Source organism: Olsenella sp. DNF00959, from assembly GCF_001553055.1.
In the GTDB taxonomy this organism is placed as follows: domain Bacteria; phylum Actinomycetota; class Coriobacteriia; order Coriobacteriales; family Atopobiaceae; genus Olsenella_I; species Olsenella_I phocaeensis.
The window spans coordinates 237,640-255,927 of record NZ_KQ960127.1 but is presented as its reverse complement, the minus strand read 5'-3'; the positions used below and the strand labels follow the sequence as shown (position 1 = coordinate 255,927).

The following is an 18,288-nucleotide window of genomic DNA, read 5'->3' as shown; positions in this document are numbered from 1 at the left end:
CATCCCCTTGGTCTCGATCATGCCCAGTGCCTCAGTCATGCCTGCCATCTTTCTTCCTCCCTGGGCGTGCCGCCCATTCCCGAGCTGGCGCTCGCGTTACCTGACTACCCGAAGCGTGGAGCCGCACTTGACGTGAAGCGCGTTGGCCTCCTCGGTGTCGATGTGACAGTCGAGGTTGCCGCTCTCGGTCACGCGGACGATGACGTTGTCGAGCGTGCCGCCGCGCTCCCCGCCGACCTTCAGCGAGACGACCTGTCCGTCGTGGAAGCCGCGCTCCGCCGCCTGTGCCGGGCTCATGTGGATGTGACGGGCCGCGACGATGGTGCCCTCCTCGAGGACGACGGTGCCCTTGGGGCCGATGACGGTGACGCCCGGCGTCCCCTTGAGCTGCCCGGAGAGGCGAACCACCTGGGGCACGCCCAGCTTGAACGTGTCACCCGCCAGGACCTCGACCTGCGTCTGGGGACGCACGGGCCCCAGCACGCGGACCTTCTGGATGACGCCCTTGGGGCCGGCGACGGTCACGCACTCCTTGGCGGCGAACTGTCCGGGCTGGCTCAGGTCCTTGAGGGGGGTGAGCTGGTAGCCCGCGCCGAAGAGCCGCTCGAGGTGCTCCTGCGACAGGTGGATGTGACGGCCCGAGACCCCGACGGGGACCATGTCCGGGTCGACGGCAGGGGCCTTGAGCCCGAAGATGCCCTCGACGTCCTCCTTGCTCCAGATGCCCCGCTCGAGGGCCGCGGAAATGACCCGCTCGAGCTCGTCCGCCGAGAGCGGGGGCTCGACGGGCCTCTCGCCCTCGTGCGAGCCTGGCTCGTGGTGGACGGCAGCCGGCGCCTTGCCGTCGTGCGAGGCGGGGCACGGGCCCTCGAGGAGGACGCCCCTCTCCCTTGCGACGTCGCGCGCCTGGGCGGTCACGATGGTGTTCTCGTCCACGACGAGGTTCTCGTGGCGCTCCGCCGCAGCCACGACCTCCCGAGCGCTGATCAGCCTCTTCATCCTTTCCTCCCTTCCCTAAAGACTCACGTCTTCGTCGATGATCCCTACGATTACCGCGTCGACCGGCGCGTTCCTCTGGAACTCGTCCCTCACGAAGTGGTAGGCGGCCGCACCGGTGGTGACTATGACCCTATCCCCCACCCCTGCGCTGATCGTGTCCACGCAGATGAGCTGGGAGCCCACCTCCCCTCCCGCAAGCACCTCGACGCGCATGAGCTTCATGCCGCTGAGTTCGTCGTACTTGCGGGTGGCCCAAATCGAGCCGACGAGCCTACCGACGATCATGGGTGCCGTCACCTCCGCCGCGTATCTTCTCCAGGCATTCCATGACCTCCGCCGTCTCGCCCGCGATGGCGAGCATCACCATGTTCTGCGGGCAGGAGCCCCTCACGTCGGTCACGGTCACCCCCGCCGTCTTCTCGGCGATGTCACTCGCGACCACCATCTCGATGAGCTTGCCCTGCACCAGCCCCACCGCCGCCGGACGGAAGTCCTCGCCCCAGCGGGCGCCGCTCCTCTGGCGGATGATCTGCATGGTCCCCTCGGCGGGGGCCCTGATGACCCTCACGTCAAGCATCCCGGCGCTCCCTTGCCTTGAGCGCGCAGCCGAGCGCGATGCCCATGGGGGTGACGAACATGGGGTGGCTGGGCTTGTGGACCTCCATGCCCAGGCGGCTCGCCACACGCCCCTCGATGCCGGAGAGCTCGGCGGTGCCACCCACCAGGACGACCTCGGGAACGTCGTAGTCCTCGCAGGCGCGCTGGATGATGGTGGTCACCTTGTCGATGGTGGGAGCAACGATGGGAAGGACCTCCGCGTGGTGCTCGGGAGCCCTCTTGTACAGCTCCGCGTCATCGAAGCTCATGCCCTTGGCGCCCGCGAGCACGAGGGAGAAGTGGGTTCCTCCCGTGGACTCGTCAACGCACCTCACGACCTCCCCATCCCTGAAGACCGAGATGCCCGTGGTCCCGCCTCCGATGTCGACGACGGCGCCGTTCTGCACGCCCAGGAGGAGGTTTGCCGCCGTGGGCTCGTCGAAGACGGCCGTGCACTCGAGGCCGCAGCTCTCTGCGACGTTTCGCACGACGCCTCCGTCCAGCGACTCGGTCTGGGGAGGGATGGCCACCGCGCACTCCCCCAGCTCAACTCCCAGCTCGGACTCGACCTGCTCCTTGAGGCCCCGCGCTATGTCGCAGGCGCCGACGTAGTCGACCACCATGCCGTCACGCACCACGCCGGCGAACTGGTACTTGCAGTCGACGGGGCTGCCGTCCTCGTCCAGGACGACGAGCACGATGAAGGCGGTTCCCAGGTCAAGCCCACAGTAGAGGCGCTTGCCGGCCCGAGGGGCCCTGGGCTCGTCCACGCAGGAGAGCAGCTCCTCCAGCCTCCTGTTTGCCGCATCGAAGTCTGACATTGGCTACACCTCCCTTCCCGCTCGCTCCACGGACGCCCGCAGCGTCTCGCACATCCCTGACAGCTCCCTCAGCCAGGCGGCTATGACCCGTGCCTCCTGCGGCCCCGCCCCCTCCTGGGCCCGCCCCCACGCGTGGGCGAAGCGGCCCAGCTGGGCATGCGCGCACGACATCTCGAAGTAGACGGGATGCACGCCGGCGTCGAAGGGGGGAGCCGGGGCCTGGGGCGGCAGCTCCGGGGCGGTCGCATCCCCTTCCCCGCCGAGGACCAGGTCCTGGGGCGACCCCGCCACCTGCCAGCGTCGTCCCAGGGACTCCGCCTCGCGGGCCACGGAGTTGTCGACCCCCAGGGACCTGCGGGCGAGGAGTCGCAGCCCCGCCCCCAGGAGGTTCGCGTCGTGCACGAGCGCGCCAAGCTCGCAGCCGTCCTCTGTGCCCCTCGGAGCCCCGACGGAGCCAGCCTCGGCGCGCGGCGACGCCTCCGGCCCGAAGGCGATCCTGAAGTCGATCAGGAACTGCCGTGCTCCCGGAGTGAGGCGAGAGCCCTCGGGCAGCTCATAGCGCCCGAAGGGGGCGGCGGCAAACGCCTCGCGGAGCTCGTCCTCGGTCACGTAGTGCATTTCTTCCTCCTCCCTGTGCCTTCGGCCCCAGACTCCGGGGCATACGTTCCTTTGGGCTAGTGCCTCACGAGGTTCACCTTGAAGTCGGCGTCCTCGACCCAAGACTCCACGCGGTTGAGGTCCTCGTCCGTGAGCGACGGGTCGTCCTTGATCTCGTAGTCGCGGCCGAGCGACGCGTACTTCCCAACGCCCAGCTTGTGGTACGGGAGGAGGTCGACGCCGTCGAAGTTCTTCTGGTAGCGATAGGGCTTGAAGAAGGCGATCACCGCGTCGACCTCCTCCTTGGAGTCGTTCACCCCCTTGAGCAGGGGCATGCGCACGCGGACGTTGAAGCCGTTCTCGAGGAGCTCCCTCACGTTCGAGAGGATCTGCTCGTTGTTGACGCCCGTCCAGAACTTGTGCTTGACCGGGTCCATCTGCTTGATGTCGAAGAGGAAGAGGTCAACATAGCGGGCGACCTTGAGGATGGTCTCCGTAGGCGCGTATCCGCAGGTCTCGATGGCGGTGTGGTAGCCGCGGGCCTTGGAGGCCATGAGGATGGCGAGCGTGGCCTCGCTCTGGGCGAGCACCTCTCCGCCCGAGAGGGTGATGCCGCCGCCCGACATCCTGTAGAAGTCCTTGTCCTCGTCGAAGAACTCCACGATCTCGTCCACCGACCTGTCGTCGCCCATGACCTGCAGGGCGCTGTACATGCAGGCACGCTCGCACTGGCAGCAGCCGATGCACTGCACCCCGTGGTCGACGACGTGCGATCCGTCGACCATCTTGTGCACTCCGACGGGGCAGACGGCGACGCAGGCGCCGCAGTTGGCGCAGTTGGCGCTCTTGAACATGACCTCGTGCGCGCGCAGCTGGCTCTCTGGGTTCGAACACCACTTGCAGCGCAGGGGACAACCCTTGAGGAAGGCCATGGACCGCACGCCGGGCCCGTCGTACATGTTGTACTTCTGAAGGTTGAAGACGCGTGCCTTGCGCTCCACGCTTCCCTGCTCATGGCTCATTGCGGTCTCTCCCTTCTCCCTGACGTGCCGCGGCGTGCGGCTGGCCTGATTGGCGAACCTTGGCTCCTAGAACCTGGTGAGCATCGTGCGGCTGATGATCTCGTCCTGGACGTCCTTGCAGAGCTCGTTGAAGAAGGCGGAGTACCCCGCGACGCGGACCACGAGGTCGCGGTGCTTCTCGGGATGCTGCTGGGCGTCGATGAGCGTCTTGTTGTCCAGGTAGTTGAACTGCATCTCTCCGTTTCCGAACATGGAGGCGGTGCGCAGCAGCGTGATGAGACCGTTCTCGCCCTCGGGAGTGTCGAGTAGTCCGCTCATGAGTTTGAAGTTGTGCACCATGCCGATGTTCATGGAGTCGTTGGAGAGCTTGGAGACGGACTTGATGATGGCGGTGGGGCCCTTGTGGTCGGCGCCCTGGGTGGGGCTGATGCCGTCGGACAGCGGGGTCCATGCGTTGCGGCCGTTCGCGGTGGCGCCGGTCATCTCGCCGAAGGGCGTGTTGTTGGAGATGGAGAGGGTGCCCGTGGACATGTGCGAGTACAGCGTCTTGAAGTCGAGGTGGATGCGCTCGGTGTAGTCGATGATGTCGGCCGCGATGCTGTCGGCGTAGTCGTCGTCGTTGCCGTACTTGGGGGCGTCCAGGCAGTCCTGCCTCATCTGCTCGAAGCCCGCGAAGTCTGCCTTGAGCCCCTCGAAGAGCTCGCCGAGGGTGTACTTGTGGTCGTCGAACACGAGCTTCTTGATTGCCGCCATGGAGTCGGCATAGGTCGCAAGGCCCGTCCACACGACGCCGGGGCCATAGTTGTACATGGCGCCACCGGACGAGACGTCCTTGCCGCTCTCCATGCAGCCCTCGTACATGATGGACATGAGGGGCTTGGGAGCCACGTCGCGCGCGACGCGCTGCGAGATGACCGTGGCGACGTCGGTCCACTTGGTCACGTAGTAGATGGTCTTCTTGACCGCCTCGTCGAACTCCTCGAAGGTCTTGTACTGCGAGGGGTCGCCGAGGTCCGGCGTGACCTGCTTGCCGTACCACAGGGGGACGCCGTGGTTGAGCGTGAGCTCGATGCAGATGGGCCACTGGGTGTAGGAGGTGGATGTCCACTGGTAGAGGCGGCCGGACTTCTGGGGTTCGACGCAGCCCATCATGCAGTAGTCGCGCGCGTCCTCGACCGAGACGCCCTTGGCGAGCATCATCTTGATGTGGGTGTCGTCGAAGTGACAGGCGGGGAAGCCCATGCCGGAGCGCACGATGTCGACGATCTTGCGCATGTACTTCTCGGGCGACTTGTTGTGGATGCGGCAGGCGATGGAGGGCTGGTAGACCTTCACGTGGCGCACGGCGTCCATGAGGACGTAGGTGAGCTCGTTGGTGGCGTCGTGCCCCTGGCGGGTGACTCCGCCCAGCGTCATGTTGACGAAGGGCTGGTAGCCGGCGAAGAACTCGGACTGCCCGCGGGAGGTGACCCACATCATCTCGCTCATCTTGATGAGCATGCAGCCGGCGATGTCGAAGGCCTGGTACGGGGTGAGGCGTCCCGCCTCGATGTCAGCCTTGTAGAAGGGATACATGTACTGGTCGACGCGGCCGAGTGACATGCCGGTCTGGTTCTCCTCGACCGGAAGCAGGCTCTCGATGACGAAGACGGACTGCACCGCCTCCCAGAAGGTGCTGGGCTTGTGGGCGGGAACGTGCGAGAGGATCGTCGAGATCTGCTCGAGCTCGGCCTTGCGCTTGGCGTCGTGGCAGGCGGAGGCAAGCTCGTGGGCGTAGTCGCTCATGCGCTTGGCGTAAGTCATGACGCCCTCGGTGGTGTCGATGACCGACTTGTAGAAGTAGATCTTGTCGAGGTCGTCGGGGTTGGCGTAGTCCAGATGGGCGAGATGCTCCTTCGCCTCGTTCTGGATGTCGATCATGCCCTTCTTCATGAGGATGACGTCATAGCCGGGGTTGGAGTCGCCGCCGCCGCTCATGGCGTGGTAGGAGCAGTCAGAGACGAAGGACTCGCCGGAGAGCTCCCACACCCCCGCCTCGCGGTACTGGTCCTCGCAGACCTCGTCCTGGGACTTGCCCTCCCAGAAGGGGAAGAGGACCTCACGGCAATACTGCTTGTCCTCCTCCGAGATGTAGAAGGGGTCCTGGGGGCGGTCACCGATGGTGTCGAGCTCGTCGCGCAGCCAGCGCCAGGCGAGGTCGGGCGAGAACGCGCCCGCTCGCGGCGCGCCACAGGGAGCTCCCACCACGAGCTCGTCGTCCTGGATGACCAGAGGGGCGGTCTCGCAGCAGCGGCGGAAGGCCTTGGCGCGCAGCTCGATCTTGGGCATGCCCGGGTTGGCCTTCATGGTCTCGGTGACCGCGCGGGCGCGGTGCATGGTGATGGTGGGGACCTGCTTGAGGAAGTTGTCCTTCAGGCGAAGCTGGCGGTCGGTGGGGCCGTCGGGCACGTCGTAGGGATCGTGCGAGCCGGCAGTGGCCGCGTGCCCCTCGGACAGCGGCACCTCGAGCTGGTCGGCCACCTTCTCGAACATGCGGCGAACGGTGGCGCGCTGCTCGTCAGACATGTCCTTGGTCGCCTCGGAAAGCTCCTTCGCGAACTCCTTGATGTCCATTCTCACTCCTCCACGAAATCGTTCTTCATTGCTTGCACCACGCCAGAGAACCAGTCCTGCGGCTCCTTGCCTGACCCTGCGGCGACCTCCCGCCGCGTTCCGCCCGGCCCGTCGGGGTCGGGAAGGCGAACCTTGATGACGACGGGCGTGTGGTCGCATGACCCCGCCTTGTCGAGAAGGGCCCGCTCGGCCTCCCCGCCCGATATGCCCACCTGGCGCCTTCGTACGAAGTCCTCGTAGGTGACGCCGAGCCTGGACGTGGTGGCACTGTTCCAGCCCGTCACCGTGAGCGTCTTGGGAAGGTCGCTGTGGCAGCCGATGCATCCCAGCGCGGTGCTCACGTTCACGAGGACCCTGCCGACGGGCTTCTTGAGGATGAACTGGCGAATGACCTCTGGGTCCTTCGAGAAGATGGCGAGGGCGTTCCCGCTCCCGCTGCCCAGGATCAGCTCTATGCACTTCTCGCAGGCGTGGCGCCAGTCGTCCTCGACGAAGTACGAGAGCACGGGCCCGAACTTCGCCCTCGAGAAGAGGCTCCCCTCGCTCACGTAGGGCCTCTCCACGACCAGGACCTTGGTGGACTCGGGGACCTCGACGTCAGCCCGACGGGCGAGGTCGAAGGCGCTCTTGCCGATGAGCTCGCGGTAGGGGCGGCCGTCGGGCATGAAGAGGGACGAGACGAGCCGCTCCGCCTCCTCGTCGCTCAGGAAGTGGCAGCCGCGACGGCGCAGCTCTTCCTGGAAGCGTGTGTCGACGGCGCGCTCCACCACGACGCTCTGCTCGGCTCCAGGGAGCATGCCGTAGCAGTACGACTTGCCCAGCACCACCTCGTCCGCGCAGGCGCTCAGGTCTGCCGTGGACTCCACGAACACGGGGTTGTTGCCCAGCGTCGCGAAGTAGACGTCCTTGCCTGCGGCGTCGAAGCGCCGGGGGTCCGAGCCGTCCTCGCGCGAGTCGATGACCACGCGCACGCAGGGCTGGGAGCAGACCCACTCCTCGCCCTCGGGGCAGAAGATGCTCAGGTACCCGAGCGCCTCGGCGGGATAGTGGCAGAACTCGGCGATCTTGAGCACGTCTCCCATGACCATCGCGCAGGTCTCGTGCACGCGCGCGCTCGCCGAGAACACGACGGGGCTCTTGGAGCGCACCGCCATGACGAGCTGGCTCAGCATGGTGGGTACCGAGAGCCAGTCGGGGAGCAGCGAGACGACGACGCCCTTGGGAAGGCAGACCTCCGCCGAGCCGTTGCTGGAGCGGACGATCCTCTGCACGGGCGTCTGGGCGCTGACCTCCCCCAGAAGGTCGGTGAGGACCCACTTCGTGAGGCCCGCCTCGTCCTCGGGAGAGCAGTAGTCGCTCTCTGCGAAGGCTTCCTCCGCGTACTCCCCCGCCTTGGGGAGCAGTCCCTCCCGCAGGTGCTGGAGGAAGTCGTCGACCAGCGTGCCCGGGAGCCCCTCGAGGACCTCCGCGGAGTCCGCGGCACGCTCCAGGAGGATGCGCGCCTCCTGGATGGAGAGAAGGTCGTTGTCGATGAGAGACATGGGCACCCCCTTAGTAGGGCAGGAGCTTCTCGACGGTGTACTTGTCGGTGATCTTCTTGAGGCTGGGGTGGGGGCGGGCGATCACGACGGAGCTGTAGACCTCCGCCCCCAGGGCCTCGACGGCCTTGACGCCGGCGGTGACCGCGGCCTCGCAGGCGGCGACGTCGCCCTCGACGAGGATCGAGATGTAGCCGGAGGCGGTGTTCTCGTAACCGATGAGCCTGACGTCTCCCGCCTTGCACATCGCGTCACCCGCCTCGAGCACCCACACCAGGCCGAAGGTCTCGATGGCGCCGAGCGCGTTCATAGCAGAATCAGACACGGGATCCTCCTAGTAGTCCACGTCGTGCACCGAGACGACGTCGCCGATCTCTGGCACGGGGCGCTTCATCACGTTGTGGGCAGTGAGCTTTCCGATGCGGGCGGCCGCCTCTGCCCCCGCCTTGACGGCCGCCTCGCAGGCGGCGACGTCGCCCGTCACCACGACGGTCACCAAGGTCGAACCGACGTTCTCGTACGACACGAGCTCGGTGTCACCCGCCTTGAGCATCTTGTCGGCGGCCTCGAGCGCGGGGACCATCCCGATGGTCTCTATGAGACCGATTGCCTGCTCTCCCCTGTATCGCATGGGCTGCTCCTCGCTACTTGATGTAGGAATCGATCGTCTTGCGCTGCTCGTCGGTCGCGCGGTAGTAGACGCGCAGATCGCCGGCGGGGTCGAGGTCGAAGCGAGACTCCTCGATGAGGGCGTTCTTCTCTGCCGTCATCAGGGCCTCCTGCACCTTGTCCTTCGTGAAGGCGGCGAAGCCGGAGTACTCGCCCTCGAGGGCCTCCAGGACGTCGTCCGCGCACGCCTCGTCGACGGTGGTGAAGTGCTTGAGGATCGCGTAGTTCAATGGCCTGCTCATGCTTACTGCTCCTTCTTAGACAGGTAGTCCGCAGGGTTGACGGCGACCAGGAAGATGCCGACGACCATGACCGCCGCGGCGATCCATGCGATGGGCGCCAGGGCGTAGCCGTTGATGCCCATGGCAAGCCCGACGATCAGCCAGGTGAAGAAGGGTCCATGGAAGGTGTAGGTGCCGTTGCAAGCCATGCCCAGCGCGGTGCCGCACATGGAGTTGCCGCGATACCAGCGGGCGAACGAAAGGTACGCGCACAGGCCGCTCAGGATGAAGAAGACGAGCGAGGGGAGGTCAGTGAGGGCGTCACCCACGTAACCGAAGGTCTCGCCAAGAGAACCTGCCCCGACGAGGGTGAGGACCGGGAGCACCACGATGAGGTTGAGGATGCCCGAGGTGGTCTGACGGATGGTGATGCCGATCTGCGAGTCGATCATCGCGGTGCCATAGCCGGCGATGCAGCCCTCCGCACCCCAGCCTACGGCGGCCAGGAAGGCGAGCGCCAGTCCGAATCCGGTGCCAGCGGGCACGTCACCGGTGAGCCCGGTGGAGCCGATCATGACTCCCGCGATGACACAGACCACGATGCCTGCGACCATGTGGGGCTTGAGGGGCTGCTTGTAGAGGACGCGGGCGAGAATGGCGCCGACGGCGGGGTTGAGCGCGGCGATGGGCACGGCAAGGGTGCCGGCCTGGCTCAGCGCGATGACGTAGGCGACGCTGGCGATGGGGCCTCCGACGGCTGCGGCGCAGATCATGATGACGCCCGGCTTGGTCTTGAGCGTGCGACCGAAGTCGGCGAGCTTGCCCTGGGCAGCGGTGATGATGAGCGCCCAGACCGCGCTGATGCTGTCGTTGAGCGTGGAGGCGATGGCGGGGAGGATGAACACGGCGAGGAAGCTTCCCGCGGTGACGGTGGTCGCCCACCCCACCCATGCTCCCGTGTTCTGTGCGGCCGTGATGAAGGCCGTGTAGAAGCCATACAGAAGACCCGAGAACAGAGCGACCAGGATTCCCTTCTTGAAGAAGTTCTGGTCGAGCTGCCTCTTCTTCTCTGCTGCCAGCGAGTCGCTGGCGACCGTCGTGGATCCCTCAGCCATTCCCCCCACCCTTCCAGAATCGATTCGTCACATACCGCTCCTTGCGCACGTGGCAAGGAGCCGCCGCACCAATGCGTTCGGCGGTAATTGGGACTCGTTTTAGGGATTGCCCCTTGGGGAAGGTCAAGGGCTCTTGCGCGGCACGTTCAAACGGAACGGGCCAAGGGGGTGAGCGGCGTAAATTCATTGGCAAGCGGCAGGGTTTCCTACCTTTCTTTTCCTCGCCTTAAAAATGCTCGTCGCTCACAAGCATTTTTTTGTGCACGACGGGCGGCTGTTGCGTATATGCTGCAGTCTTGCTCGTAATTTCCCCGGCACACGCTCATGGATCACGTCCGTGCTGGTAGACGCAGGTTCGCCCTGTCGTCTCAAGCAGCTTTCCCATCGTGTCAGACTTTGGGAGAAATCTTGGATAGTCCCTTGCGGTCACCACGCACGCCATCGAAAAAACTGCATCGAATTACACTGCAATGCATGCGTCGAGCGGGATGTGAGGCCCCCACGCACCAACGGCGCGAGCCGCAGGACGGCCGCCGTCCAGACGTCTGGGACGACGGACGTCCTGTCGGTACGTGCCTGCGTGCCTCCCCGCGCGTGCGTCCCGCCATTCCGATTCCGGCGGCGCGTCGCCTCGTGTCGCGAGCGTCTATCCGCCTGCGGCCCGTCGGTCACATCCTTGGTGTCGCGTGGGCCAGCATGCGATCGAGCATCACCTGATTGGCGGCGAGCTCCTCCGAGTCGTCGAGCGGCTCCAGCTCCGCCGTGCCGTACCTGCGCTCCAGGGCGCGCAGGAGGAGGTGGTCGGCAACCCCGGGGTTCTTGGGCAGCAGCGGCCCATGCACGTAGGTGCCCACGACGTTCTTGTAGAGGCAGCCTTCGAAGCCGCTCTTCCCATCGTTGCCGAAGCCGCTCACCACCTCGCCCAGGGGTTCGACGCCGGGTCCCAGGTGGGTCCTGCCCCCATGGTTCTCGTAGCCCACGATGGGCTGGGGGCTGATGCGGCTGCGCACCGCCACGTTGCCGATGAGCCGGGGGGTGGCACGGGTCGTCTCGAGGTCGACGAGCGAGAGGCCCTCGACCTTCTCGCCCCCCATCTCGTAGCTGTGGCCGAGGAGCTGGTAGCCACCGCAGACCGCCGCGAGGACCCCGCCGTCCTCGATGAACGACTCGAGCTCCGCACGCTGGTCGAGCAGGCGCTCGCACACGATGCGCTGTTCGCGGTCGGTTCCCCCTCCTATGAACACCATGTCGAAGTCGACGAGGCTCGGCCTGTCGCCCATGTGCACCTCGGTGATGCCGCAGCCAAGGCCGCGCCAGGCAAGGCGGCGTCGCAGCACGAGCATGTTGCCCGAGTCTCCATAGAGGTTGAGGAGCTCGGGGAAGAGGTGCGCGATGCGCACGCCATGCGCATGGCTCATCGGCGCCCACCCTGCCTTTCCAGCTCCTCCTTGGCGGGGAAGAGCGCTGAGTAGTTTGCCAGCACGTAGAGAGGGCGGTCGGTCGGCACCCCAGAGAGCCTGCCCACCACCTCCGAGACGCTCTCGCAGACCTGGGCGTCGATTCCCGCGTACTTCATGCGGACCTGCACGTCGTTCGCCCGCGTGCCACCGGCGAAGACGAGTGGCGCGCGTCCGCCCTCCACCATCCGTTCGAAGTCGACGTCCCAGATCCACGAGACGTCCGTCCCGTCGTTGGCGTTGTCGTTCACCAGGACGAAGAGGGCCTTCTCGCGCTCGTCCTGCTCGAGCAGGCTCAGGTTCTGGTTGAGCCCGGCAGGATTCTTCGCCAGGTTGAGGACGACCTCCCTGCCGCCCACCTCGAAGCGCTGGAGGCGGCCGTTCTCGGGATGGTAGCCGTCGAGGGTCCTCTGGAAGTCGGCGACGTCCACGCCAAGAAGGCTCGTCGCGGCGAAGGCGGCCAGGAGGTTGTAGACCATGTAGGTGCCACCGAAGCCCGCGCTGACGCGGGAGCCCGGGGCAATGCCCGGACCAGAGACGTCGAACGACACCCCCTCGCGCCCGACCTCGACGCCGGTGGCCACGAAGTCGAGCGTCGGCCGCGCGAAGTCGCCGTTGGGACAACGGAACGCACCAAGCTGGGCATAGCTGCGGTAGAGGTACTCGAGCTCCGCGCCGCACACCTGGCAGAAGCGCGCCTCGGGCACCCTGTCCTGGCGAAGTCCAAGGTCCTCCCCTATGCCAAACGAGAGGACCCTCGTGCCGCCCGCTGCGGCCCTCATGGCAACGCTCACGCACAGGGGGTCGTCCCCGTTCACGACCAGGGTGGTGCCCGAGGACCCGAGCAGGGCCCGGACGATGGTGTCCTGGACGCGGTCTATCTCTCCCGCGCGGTCGAGCTGGTCCCGGAACAGGTTGAGGAGGACGAGGTAGTCAGGCCTCAGCTGGGGGAGGATGTGCACGGTCGAGAGCTCGTCGGCCTCCATGACCGCGAAGTCGGCCTCCCTGCCGGGCAGGAGGGCCGAGACGACGCCGGGCGCCATGTTGGCGCCGACGCGGTTGCAGAGCACCACGTTGCCCGCCCCCTCGAGCGCCGCGGCGATCACGTTGTTGGTCGTGGTCTTGCCGTTGGTCCCGCAGACGACGACGGAGGCGCGCCTGGCCTTGCGGGCAAGCTCCCCCATGAGCTGGGGGTCTATGGCCAGGGCGAGCCTCCCTGGAAGCTGGGAGGCGTTGCGGTGGAGCACGCTCGAGAGGCCCCAGTGGGCGAGCCTGCCCGCGCCCGTGGCAAGGGCGCTTCTGACCGACACTAGCGCCCGTCCTCTTCCGTCGCCTCGGCAACGGCGTCCTGGCGGGACTCCTCGGACTTGCTGGCGGCATACTCCTCGGGCGTGAGAACGTCCTCGATGCGCAGGTTGACCCCCGCGACCTCCAGTCCCGTCATGCCCGTCACCTGCTTGACCACGGTGCGCTTGACGTCCTCGAACACCTGGGGCGCGTAGGCGCCGTACTCGATCAGCACCGAGATGTTCACGCGCACGGCCGAGTCCGGCGTGACCTCGACGGTCACCCCCTTGCGCGCGTCGCTGGCGCCCAGCACGTCCTGGATGCGGTTGAGCCACCCGCCCTTCATACCGATGACGCCGGGCACGTCGCGCATCGAGATGGCGACGATCTTCTCGATCACGCCGTTCGAGAAGGTGAGGGAGTCCTCCGAGTCGAGGTCCTCGTCCTCTCCCGCCAGCTGTACGGCCTGGCCCTCGGCCGGCCCCTCGTCTGTGGGGACGACCTCGGCGGCGATCGGCTCCACGGGCGCGGGCGCCTCGTCGGCCTCGTCTGCGGGGGTTCCCCCCGCCAGGTCAACGACCTCCTCGGTGATGGCGTCGGGCTTCTGGGTCTTGGGTTCGGACATGGCTGTCTCCTCTCGGATGCCTGTGCTGGTCAATGGGGGTTCATCACGTTAGCCCTGGTTGCCCCTCAGGACGCGCTTGATGGCGTCGAGCGCCCGGGTGTCGCCATCGAGGCTCTGCCCGACCACCACTCCGACGGCCACGCAGAGCGCGACGAAGAGGGCCCTCCACAGCCCCAGGGCAAAGACGAGGACCGCGACGCAGAGGCCGGCGAGCCCTCCCACGACCGCTCGCTCGTGCCCCCTTGCCATCCGTCGCAGCGAACTTCCGAGCTCGCGCGGAGGTCTCCTCATTGGGGCCCTGGCCTGTGCGCACCTCGGGCGAGAGGTCTCCCTCCTCCCCATTGGGAGTACCTTTCACCTGCGGCTCCTCGTCGCTCGCATCCTCTATTGCGAGCCGTGGCCTCTTCTCTGCCATGGGCTACCCCTCCCTCGGGACGGACGGTGCGTCCTCGTTCCCATGGGCCGCGCGACCCATGGGAACCGTGATCTCTGACGTGTCGCCCGAGTCGGCGGACGTGGGGTCGGCGGGCCGATGCGCCAGGGCGTCCTGCCCAAGGTCCGTCTTGGCCACCGTGACGGCACCCATCGGCTCGGGCTCCGCCGGCGGCTCGAGGGACGGCTCGGCTGCGATGGCCCGGGCATCCGCGAGCTCGGACTCGCTCTGGTACTCGCTCGCGTCGAGGAACTCCAGGTCTATGGAGTCGACGTTGTCCCCGCAGACGACGCGCAGCCCGGACGCGAGCCTCTCGTGGAGGTCGGACCCAGCCTGTGCCACGTCAACCGTGTGCACGGGCTGGACGCGCGCGGCCACGCTGACCTTCCCGCGCCTGCCGATCCGCACGTCGACCCTCTTGGCCCTGAGGAAGTCCCCCTCCTCGATGACGTGGGTTGCCTGGGAGGCGATCGCATCGCGGGTCACGCTCACGTGGTCGGATCCCTCGCGCGCGACCTCGACCGTCGGACGACGGTGCTGGGCGAAGATGGAGCGAAGCAGGAAGAGGAGGAGGCCGCCGGCAAGGACCGCGACCATGCCCTCCACGACGTAGTAGTAGACGTCGACTCCCATGAGGGCCGTCGCCTCGCGAGTCCAGGGACCCCACCAGGGCAGCACCAGCGCGGCCAGGGCGAGTAGCCCGGCCAGCGAGAACACGAACAGGCACAAGCGCTTCATGATGCCCATGAGCCAACACCCCTCCCTCGGGCGCCACCCTGCCGTGGCGCAGACGTCAGCTCAGAGGATAGCGCAGGGACGAGGCGGGGCGGACATGGAGTCGGCGCGCCACGCACCCCGCACGACAAAAGGCGGGCACGGGCCGTGCCAGGCATCCCTAGAGGAGGCGGCCCTCCCACTCCCGCTCGCGAAAGCCGACGAGCGCGAAGCCGTCGCCCACCACGAGGGGCCTCCGCACCAGCATGCCGCTCGTGGCGAGAAGCCCGTAGCACTCCTCGTCCGTCATTCCGGCGTCGAGCCGAGCCCTCACGCCCTGCTCGCGGTAGAGCGTGCCGCTGGTGTTGAAGATCCTGCGGATGGGAAGGCCGCTCAGGCGATGCCAGGCGGCAAGCTCCTCCGCGCTGGGGTTGTCCCGCACGATGTCCCTGAGCTCGTACGGGATGCCGTGGTCGTCGAGCCACCTCAGGGCCCTCTTGCAGGTCGAGCAGCGCGGGTGGCAAAGGACCAGCAGGTCACGCTTGGACATGGGTTCCTCCCTTGGACGTTGGCCCGTGGCGGCGTGACGCTAGCGCCCGCCGCCCTTGATCGTAGCCTCGGGGTCGCGCACGTACAGGTAGAGGTAGCACCAGCTGACGACCCATGCGAGCGACACGACGATGCGAAGCCCCCAGCGGACGTAGCGCGCGATGGGCAGGACGAGCGAGGAGGCCAGGAGCAGCGCCATCCCCACCGAGATCCTCGTCATTACGACGTCCTTGCGACGGTGCGCCATGACGGGACGCCTCGCCTTTTCCTGGGGCTCGTTGAGCTTCTCGATGAGCCAGCGGTAGATCCTGGTCGACCTGAGGAAGCGCCCGAAGGACGGGAAGGCGTGCGAGAGCGATATCGCGGCGAGCACCCAGAAGGGGATGGCGGGCAGCACCGGGAAGATCGCCCCTATGACGGCAAGGACCAAGCACGCCACGGTGGCGAGCAGATAGAGCGCCCGCTCGGCAGGGGTGGGGGGCTCGTCCTCGTCGAAGTCCAGGTCGAGGAAGGGGTAGCGGTTACCGCTCCTCTTGCGCGCGCGTCGTGCCTCGACGCGCATGCTGACGCCACCGAGCTTCCTCTTGCCTCGTGCCTTCATTCACCACCGCCCGTCACAGAGGGCGCCCCCTTGGGCGCGAACTCCCCCATCCTATCCAAGCGGTGGCGGAGAGGTGTGAAGTTCCCACGCTTTCCCGCGGGCGTGGCTACGCCTCCGGGGAGGGCTCCCCCTCGCCGCCGAAGCGACGCCCGAGGAGGGAACCGAAGGCGGCAGCGAGGAACTGCTGGAACAGCGTCCCCATCATGACGGGAAACATGACGGCCGGGCCAAAGAAGCGCTCTGCGATGACGGCACCGGCGCTGATGTTGCGCAGCCCGCAGTCGAAGGTGAGCGTCACCGCCTGGGGCCTCTCCAGCCCCATCAGCTTCCCCAGCAGGAGCCCGACGACGAACCCCGCGCTGGCGAAGCAGCCGACGAAGAGCGTGATCCCCAGCAGGCGCGGGCTCAGGTGCAGCATGTAGTCGGATATCCCCGTGGAGTTCGCCGCGATGATGAGGACGAGGATCACCCTGCAGGCAGGGGAAAGCGCGGGCGAGAGGACCTCGCCTCCCCAGCCGCGGCTCAGCTGGTTGACGGCCATCCCGGCCACGGCGGGCAGCGCGATCATGAGGAGCATCTCCTGCATCATGGCCAGCGGGTCCATGCTCACGGTCGCGCCCACCAGAACGGAGAGCGTGAGCGGGATGCTGAGCGGCGAGAGGAGCGTGGAGGCCATGAGCGTCGCCAGGCCGAGCGTCACGTCCCCCTCGAAGAGGCCGACCCACATGATGGAGACGACCCCGATGGGGACGCTGTACTCGAGCACGAGGCCGCAGGTGGTCTGGGGGTCCCGAAAGATCGCCTGGCCGAGCGCGCAGGCGACCGCCGGCATGGCGACCGAGGTCACCAGGAGGGCGACGATGAGGGGAAGCGGCCTCCTCAGGCAGGCGAGGAGGTCGTCGAAGCCGATCGTGAGGGAGCCTTGGAAGGTCATGAGCGCGAACAGCGCCGGCACCACGGGGTTGAGGCGGGAGAACACTCCCGGCAGGAAGATGCCTCCCGCAAGGCAGAAGGGCACGATGTAGATCATATGCCCTGCGATGAACCTGCCAAAGGCCTGCCACCTAGCCATGCGACGCCCCTCTCCACGGAGGAACATCCTACGCCAAGCGTCGGCGCGCACCGCGAAGAGAGGGGCGGCCCGCAACCTTCCGGTCACGGGCCGCCCCGTCTGCCAAGCATCGGTCTGGGCTACGCGTAGCGCCTGCTGGAGCTCTTGGGGTCGATGGGGACCTTGCCGTGCTCCGACTCGTAGGCCTCTATCATGCGGTCCACGTTGCGCTTGGCGTTGCGGATGCCCAGGTGGAGCACCACTGACGCAGGCACGGAAAGGACGAGGAGGGCTATTCCCGCCACGCCCGCCCGCCTGTCTCCGGCCCCGTAGAAGCCCCATCCCACGAGGATGGCACCAACCGCCAGGCCAGAGTAGGCAAGGCGCTTCCAGGTCTCCAGGCGCATGATCGCCTGGGTCTGCAGCTCCGCCTCCCTGAGCAGGGCGTCGCGCGCGGGAGCGCGCCCACCCCTCCGTGACTGCCTGCCGTCCGCCTTCGCCATCTGCGCTCCCAGCCGCCCGCGCCTAGTAGGAGAGGCCGGGGTTGAAGATGGAGGTGTTGATGCCAGGGATCGTGATGCAGCCCACGAGTGCGACGATGACCAGGATCAGCATGACGATGGTCGGCGAGATCTTCTTCTTGGTCATGAGCCACCAGCACAGCCAGACGAAGAAGAAGTTCAGGGCCTTGGGCATGATACCGTCAAGCGTGTTCTGAAGCGCGAAGGAGGAGTCCGCGCCGAACTCGACCGCGAAGGAGGTCGAGATGTTGATCCACGTCGCCGCGACGGCGCCGATGACCATGGTGCCCACCATGACGATGGAGCTGCGCAGGGCCGCGGACTGGGGACCGACGAGGGCCTCGACCGCCGAGCCGCCCAGGGAGTAGCCCTGGTTGTAGGCGAACTTCATGCCGAAGTACATGAGCACGTTCCAGGCGACGATGTAGAAGATCGGGCCCAGGGGGTTGCCGCCGGTGGAGAGGCCCAGGGCGATGCCCAGCAGGATGGGGATGAAGGTGCCGACGATGATGGAGTCGCCGAGGCCCGCGAGCGGGCCCATCAGTCCGGCGCGGATGCCGTTGATGGTCTCGGCGTCCATGGGCTCGCCGTTGGCGCGCGCCTCCTCGAGGCCGACGGTCAGGCCGACGACCATGGTGCCGATCTGGGGCTCGGTGTTGAAGAAGGTGGTGTAGGTGCGCAGCGCCTCGACCTTCTCATCGTCGCTCTCGTACAGCTCGTCGACGATGGGAAGCATGGCCCACAGGTAGCCGAAGGTCTGCATGTGCTCCTGCGAGAAGCAGGTCAGGTTGCCGTAGATCCAGTGGAGGAACGACGCCTTGCGCGCGGACTCGGAGGTCTTCTTGAGCTCTGCCATGA

At 66.9% G+C, this 18,288-nt stretch carries 22 protein-coding genes; all 22 read right to left on the bottom strand.

The window, feature by feature from the left end; genetic code table 11:
• Positions 1-96: 96 nt before the first annotated feature.
• The 22 genes from HMPREF1868_RS04880 to HMPREF1868_RS04775 all read right to left on the bottom strand — a co-directional run bounded on the left by HMPREF1868_RS04880 (position 97) and on the right by HMPREF1868_RS04775 (position 18,286).
• On the bottom strand, positions 97-999 hold the full coding sequence (locus tag HMPREF1868_RS04880) for a phosphate propanoyltransferase (protein ID WP_062530923.1): 903 nt from the start codon (positions 997-999) through the stop codon (positions 97-99).
• 15 nt (positions 1,000-1,014) lie between these two features.
• On the bottom strand, positions 1,015-1,284 hold the full coding sequence (locus HMPREF1868_RS04875) for a EutN/CcmL family microcompartment protein (protein WP_062530921.1): 270 nt from the start codon (positions 1,282-1,284) through the stop codon (positions 1,015-1,017).
• Positions 1,271-1,576, bottom strand: a complete 306-nt coding sequence (locus HMPREF1868_RS04870; RefSeq protein WP_062530919.1) for a BMC domain-containing protein — start codon at positions 1,574-1,576, stop codon at positions 1,271-1,273. The genes HMPREF1868_RS04875 and HMPREF1868_RS04870 overlap by 14 nt, the downstream gene beginning before the upstream one ends.
• A complete protein-coding gene (gene eutJ, locus HMPREF1868_RS04865; protein WP_062530917.1) occupies positions 1,569-2,417 on the bottom strand; it encodes an ethanolamine utilization protein EutJ in 849 nt (282 codons plus the stop codon). The genes HMPREF1868_RS04870 and eutJ overlap by 8 nt, the downstream gene beginning before the upstream one ends.
• 3 nt (positions 2,418-2,420) lie before the next feature.
• Complete coding sequence (locus HMPREF1868_RS04860; protein WP_062530915.1) at positions 2,421-3,035, bottom strand: hypothetical protein; 615 nt, start codon at positions 3,033-3,035, stop codon at positions 2,421-2,423.
• Positions 3,036-3,091: 56 nt separating this feature from the next.
• Complete coding sequence (gene cutD, locus HMPREF1868_RS04855; RefSeq protein WP_062530913.1) at positions 3,092-4,036, bottom strand: choline TMA-lyase-activating enzyme; 945 nt, start codon at positions 4,034-4,036, stop codon at positions 3,092-3,094.
• Between the two features lie 66 nt (positions 4,037-4,102).
• On the bottom strand, positions 4,103-6,649 hold the full coding sequence (gene cutC / locus HMPREF1868_RS04850; protein WP_062530912.1) for a choline trimethylamine-lyase: 2,547 nt from the start codon (positions 6,647-6,649) through the stop codon (positions 4,103-4,105).
• 2 nt (positions 6,650-6,651) lie between these two features.
• Entirely contained in the window at positions 6,652-8,190 is a 1,539-nt protein-coding gene (locus HMPREF1868_RS04845; RefSeq protein ID WP_062530910.1) for an aldehyde dehydrogenase family protein, read from the bottom strand.
• Between the two features lie 10 nt (positions 8,191-8,200).
• Positions 8,201-8,512: a BMC domain-containing protein gene (locus tag HMPREF1868_RS04840; RefSeq protein ID WP_304437896.1), complete on the bottom strand. Its 312-nt coding sequence runs from the start codon at positions 8,510-8,512 to the stop codon at positions 8,201-8,203.
• A 9-nt stretch (positions 8,513-8,521) separates the two neighbouring features.
• Complete coding sequence (locus tag HMPREF1868_RS04835; RefSeq protein WP_062530906.1) at positions 8,522-8,818, bottom strand: BMC domain-containing protein; 297 nt, start codon at positions 8,816-8,818, stop codon at positions 8,522-8,524.
• A 13-nt stretch (positions 8,819-8,831) separates the two neighbouring features.
• Positions 8,832-9,098 (bottom strand): hypothetical protein, encoded by a 267-nt coding sequence (locus HMPREF1868_RS04830; RefSeq protein WP_009278957.1) that lies wholly within the window; start codon positions 9,096-9,098, stop codon positions 8,832-8,834.
• A 2-nt stretch (positions 9,099-9,100) separates the two neighbouring features.
• On the bottom strand, positions 9,101-10,192 hold the full coding sequence (locus HMPREF1868_RS04825; RefSeq protein ID WP_062530904.1) for a hypothetical protein: 1,092 nt from the start codon (positions 10,190-10,192) through the stop codon (positions 9,101-9,103).
• A gap of 668 nt (positions 10,193-10,860) precedes the next feature.
• Entirely contained in the window at positions 10,861-11,610 is a 750-nt protein-coding gene (locus HMPREF1868_RS04820; RefSeq protein ID WP_062530903.1) for a type 1 glutamine amidotransferase, read from the bottom strand.
• The gene (locus HMPREF1868_RS04815; protein WP_062530901.1) at positions 11,607-12,959 is read right to left on the bottom strand and encodes a MurT ligase domain-containing protein; all 1,353 of its coding nucleotides are present in this window, start codon (positions 12,957-12,959) and stop codon (positions 11,607-11,609) included. Before HMPREF1868_RS04815 ends, HMPREF1868_RS04820 begins: the two co-directional genes overlap by 4 nt.
• Positions 12,959-13,561, bottom strand: a complete 603-nt coding sequence (locus HMPREF1868_RS04810) for an Asp23/Gls24 family envelope stress response protein (RefSeq protein WP_082719535.1) — start codon at positions 13,559-13,561, stop codon at positions 12,959-12,961. Before HMPREF1868_RS04810 ends, HMPREF1868_RS04815 begins: the two co-directional genes overlap by 1 nt.
• A gap of 48 nt (positions 13,562-13,609) precedes the next feature.
• Positions 13,610-13,810, bottom strand: coding sequence for a DUF2273 domain-containing protein (locus HMPREF1868_RS04805; RefSeq protein WP_062530899.1), 201 nt, complete (start codon positions 13,808-13,810; stop codon positions 13,610-13,612).
• A gap of 169 nt (positions 13,811-13,979) precedes the next feature.
• Positions 13,980-14,741, bottom strand: coding sequence for an alkaline shock response membrane anchor protein AmaP (amaP, locus tag HMPREF1868_RS04800; protein ID WP_062530897.1), 762 nt, complete (start codon positions 14,739-14,741; stop codon positions 13,980-13,982).
• 148 nt (positions 14,742-14,889) lie between these two features.
• The gene (locus tag HMPREF1868_RS04795) at positions 14,890-15,258 is read right to left on the bottom strand and encodes an arsenate reductase family protein (RefSeq protein WP_062530896.1); all 369 of its coding nucleotides are present in this window, start codon (positions 15,256-15,258) and stop codon (positions 14,890-14,892) included.
• Between the two features lie 39 nt (positions 15,259-15,297).
• On the bottom strand, positions 15,298-15,858 hold the full coding sequence (locus HMPREF1868_RS04790) for a DUF454 family protein (RefSeq protein WP_062530894.1): 561 nt from the start codon (positions 15,856-15,858) through the stop codon (positions 15,298-15,300).
• Positions 15,859-15,964: 106 nt separating this feature from the next.
• A complete protein-coding gene (locus HMPREF1868_RS04785) occupies positions 15,965-16,930 on the bottom strand; it encodes a bile acid:sodium symporter family protein (RefSeq protein WP_062530892.1) in 966 nt (321 codons plus the stop codon).
• A gap of 119 nt (positions 16,931-17,049) precedes the next feature.
• Positions 17,050-17,412 (bottom strand): hypothetical protein, encoded by a 363-nt coding sequence (locus HMPREF1868_RS04780; RefSeq protein ID WP_062530890.1) that lies wholly within the window; start codon positions 17,410-17,412, stop codon positions 17,050-17,052.
• Positions 17,413-17,434: 22 nt separating this feature from the next.
• Complete coding sequence (locus HMPREF1868_RS04775) at positions 17,435-18,286, bottom strand: PTS system mannose/fructose/sorbose family transporter subunit IID (RefSeq protein WP_062530889.1); 852 nt, start codon at positions 18,284-18,286, stop codon at positions 17,435-17,437.
• Positions 18,287-18,288: the final 2 nt, after the last annotated feature.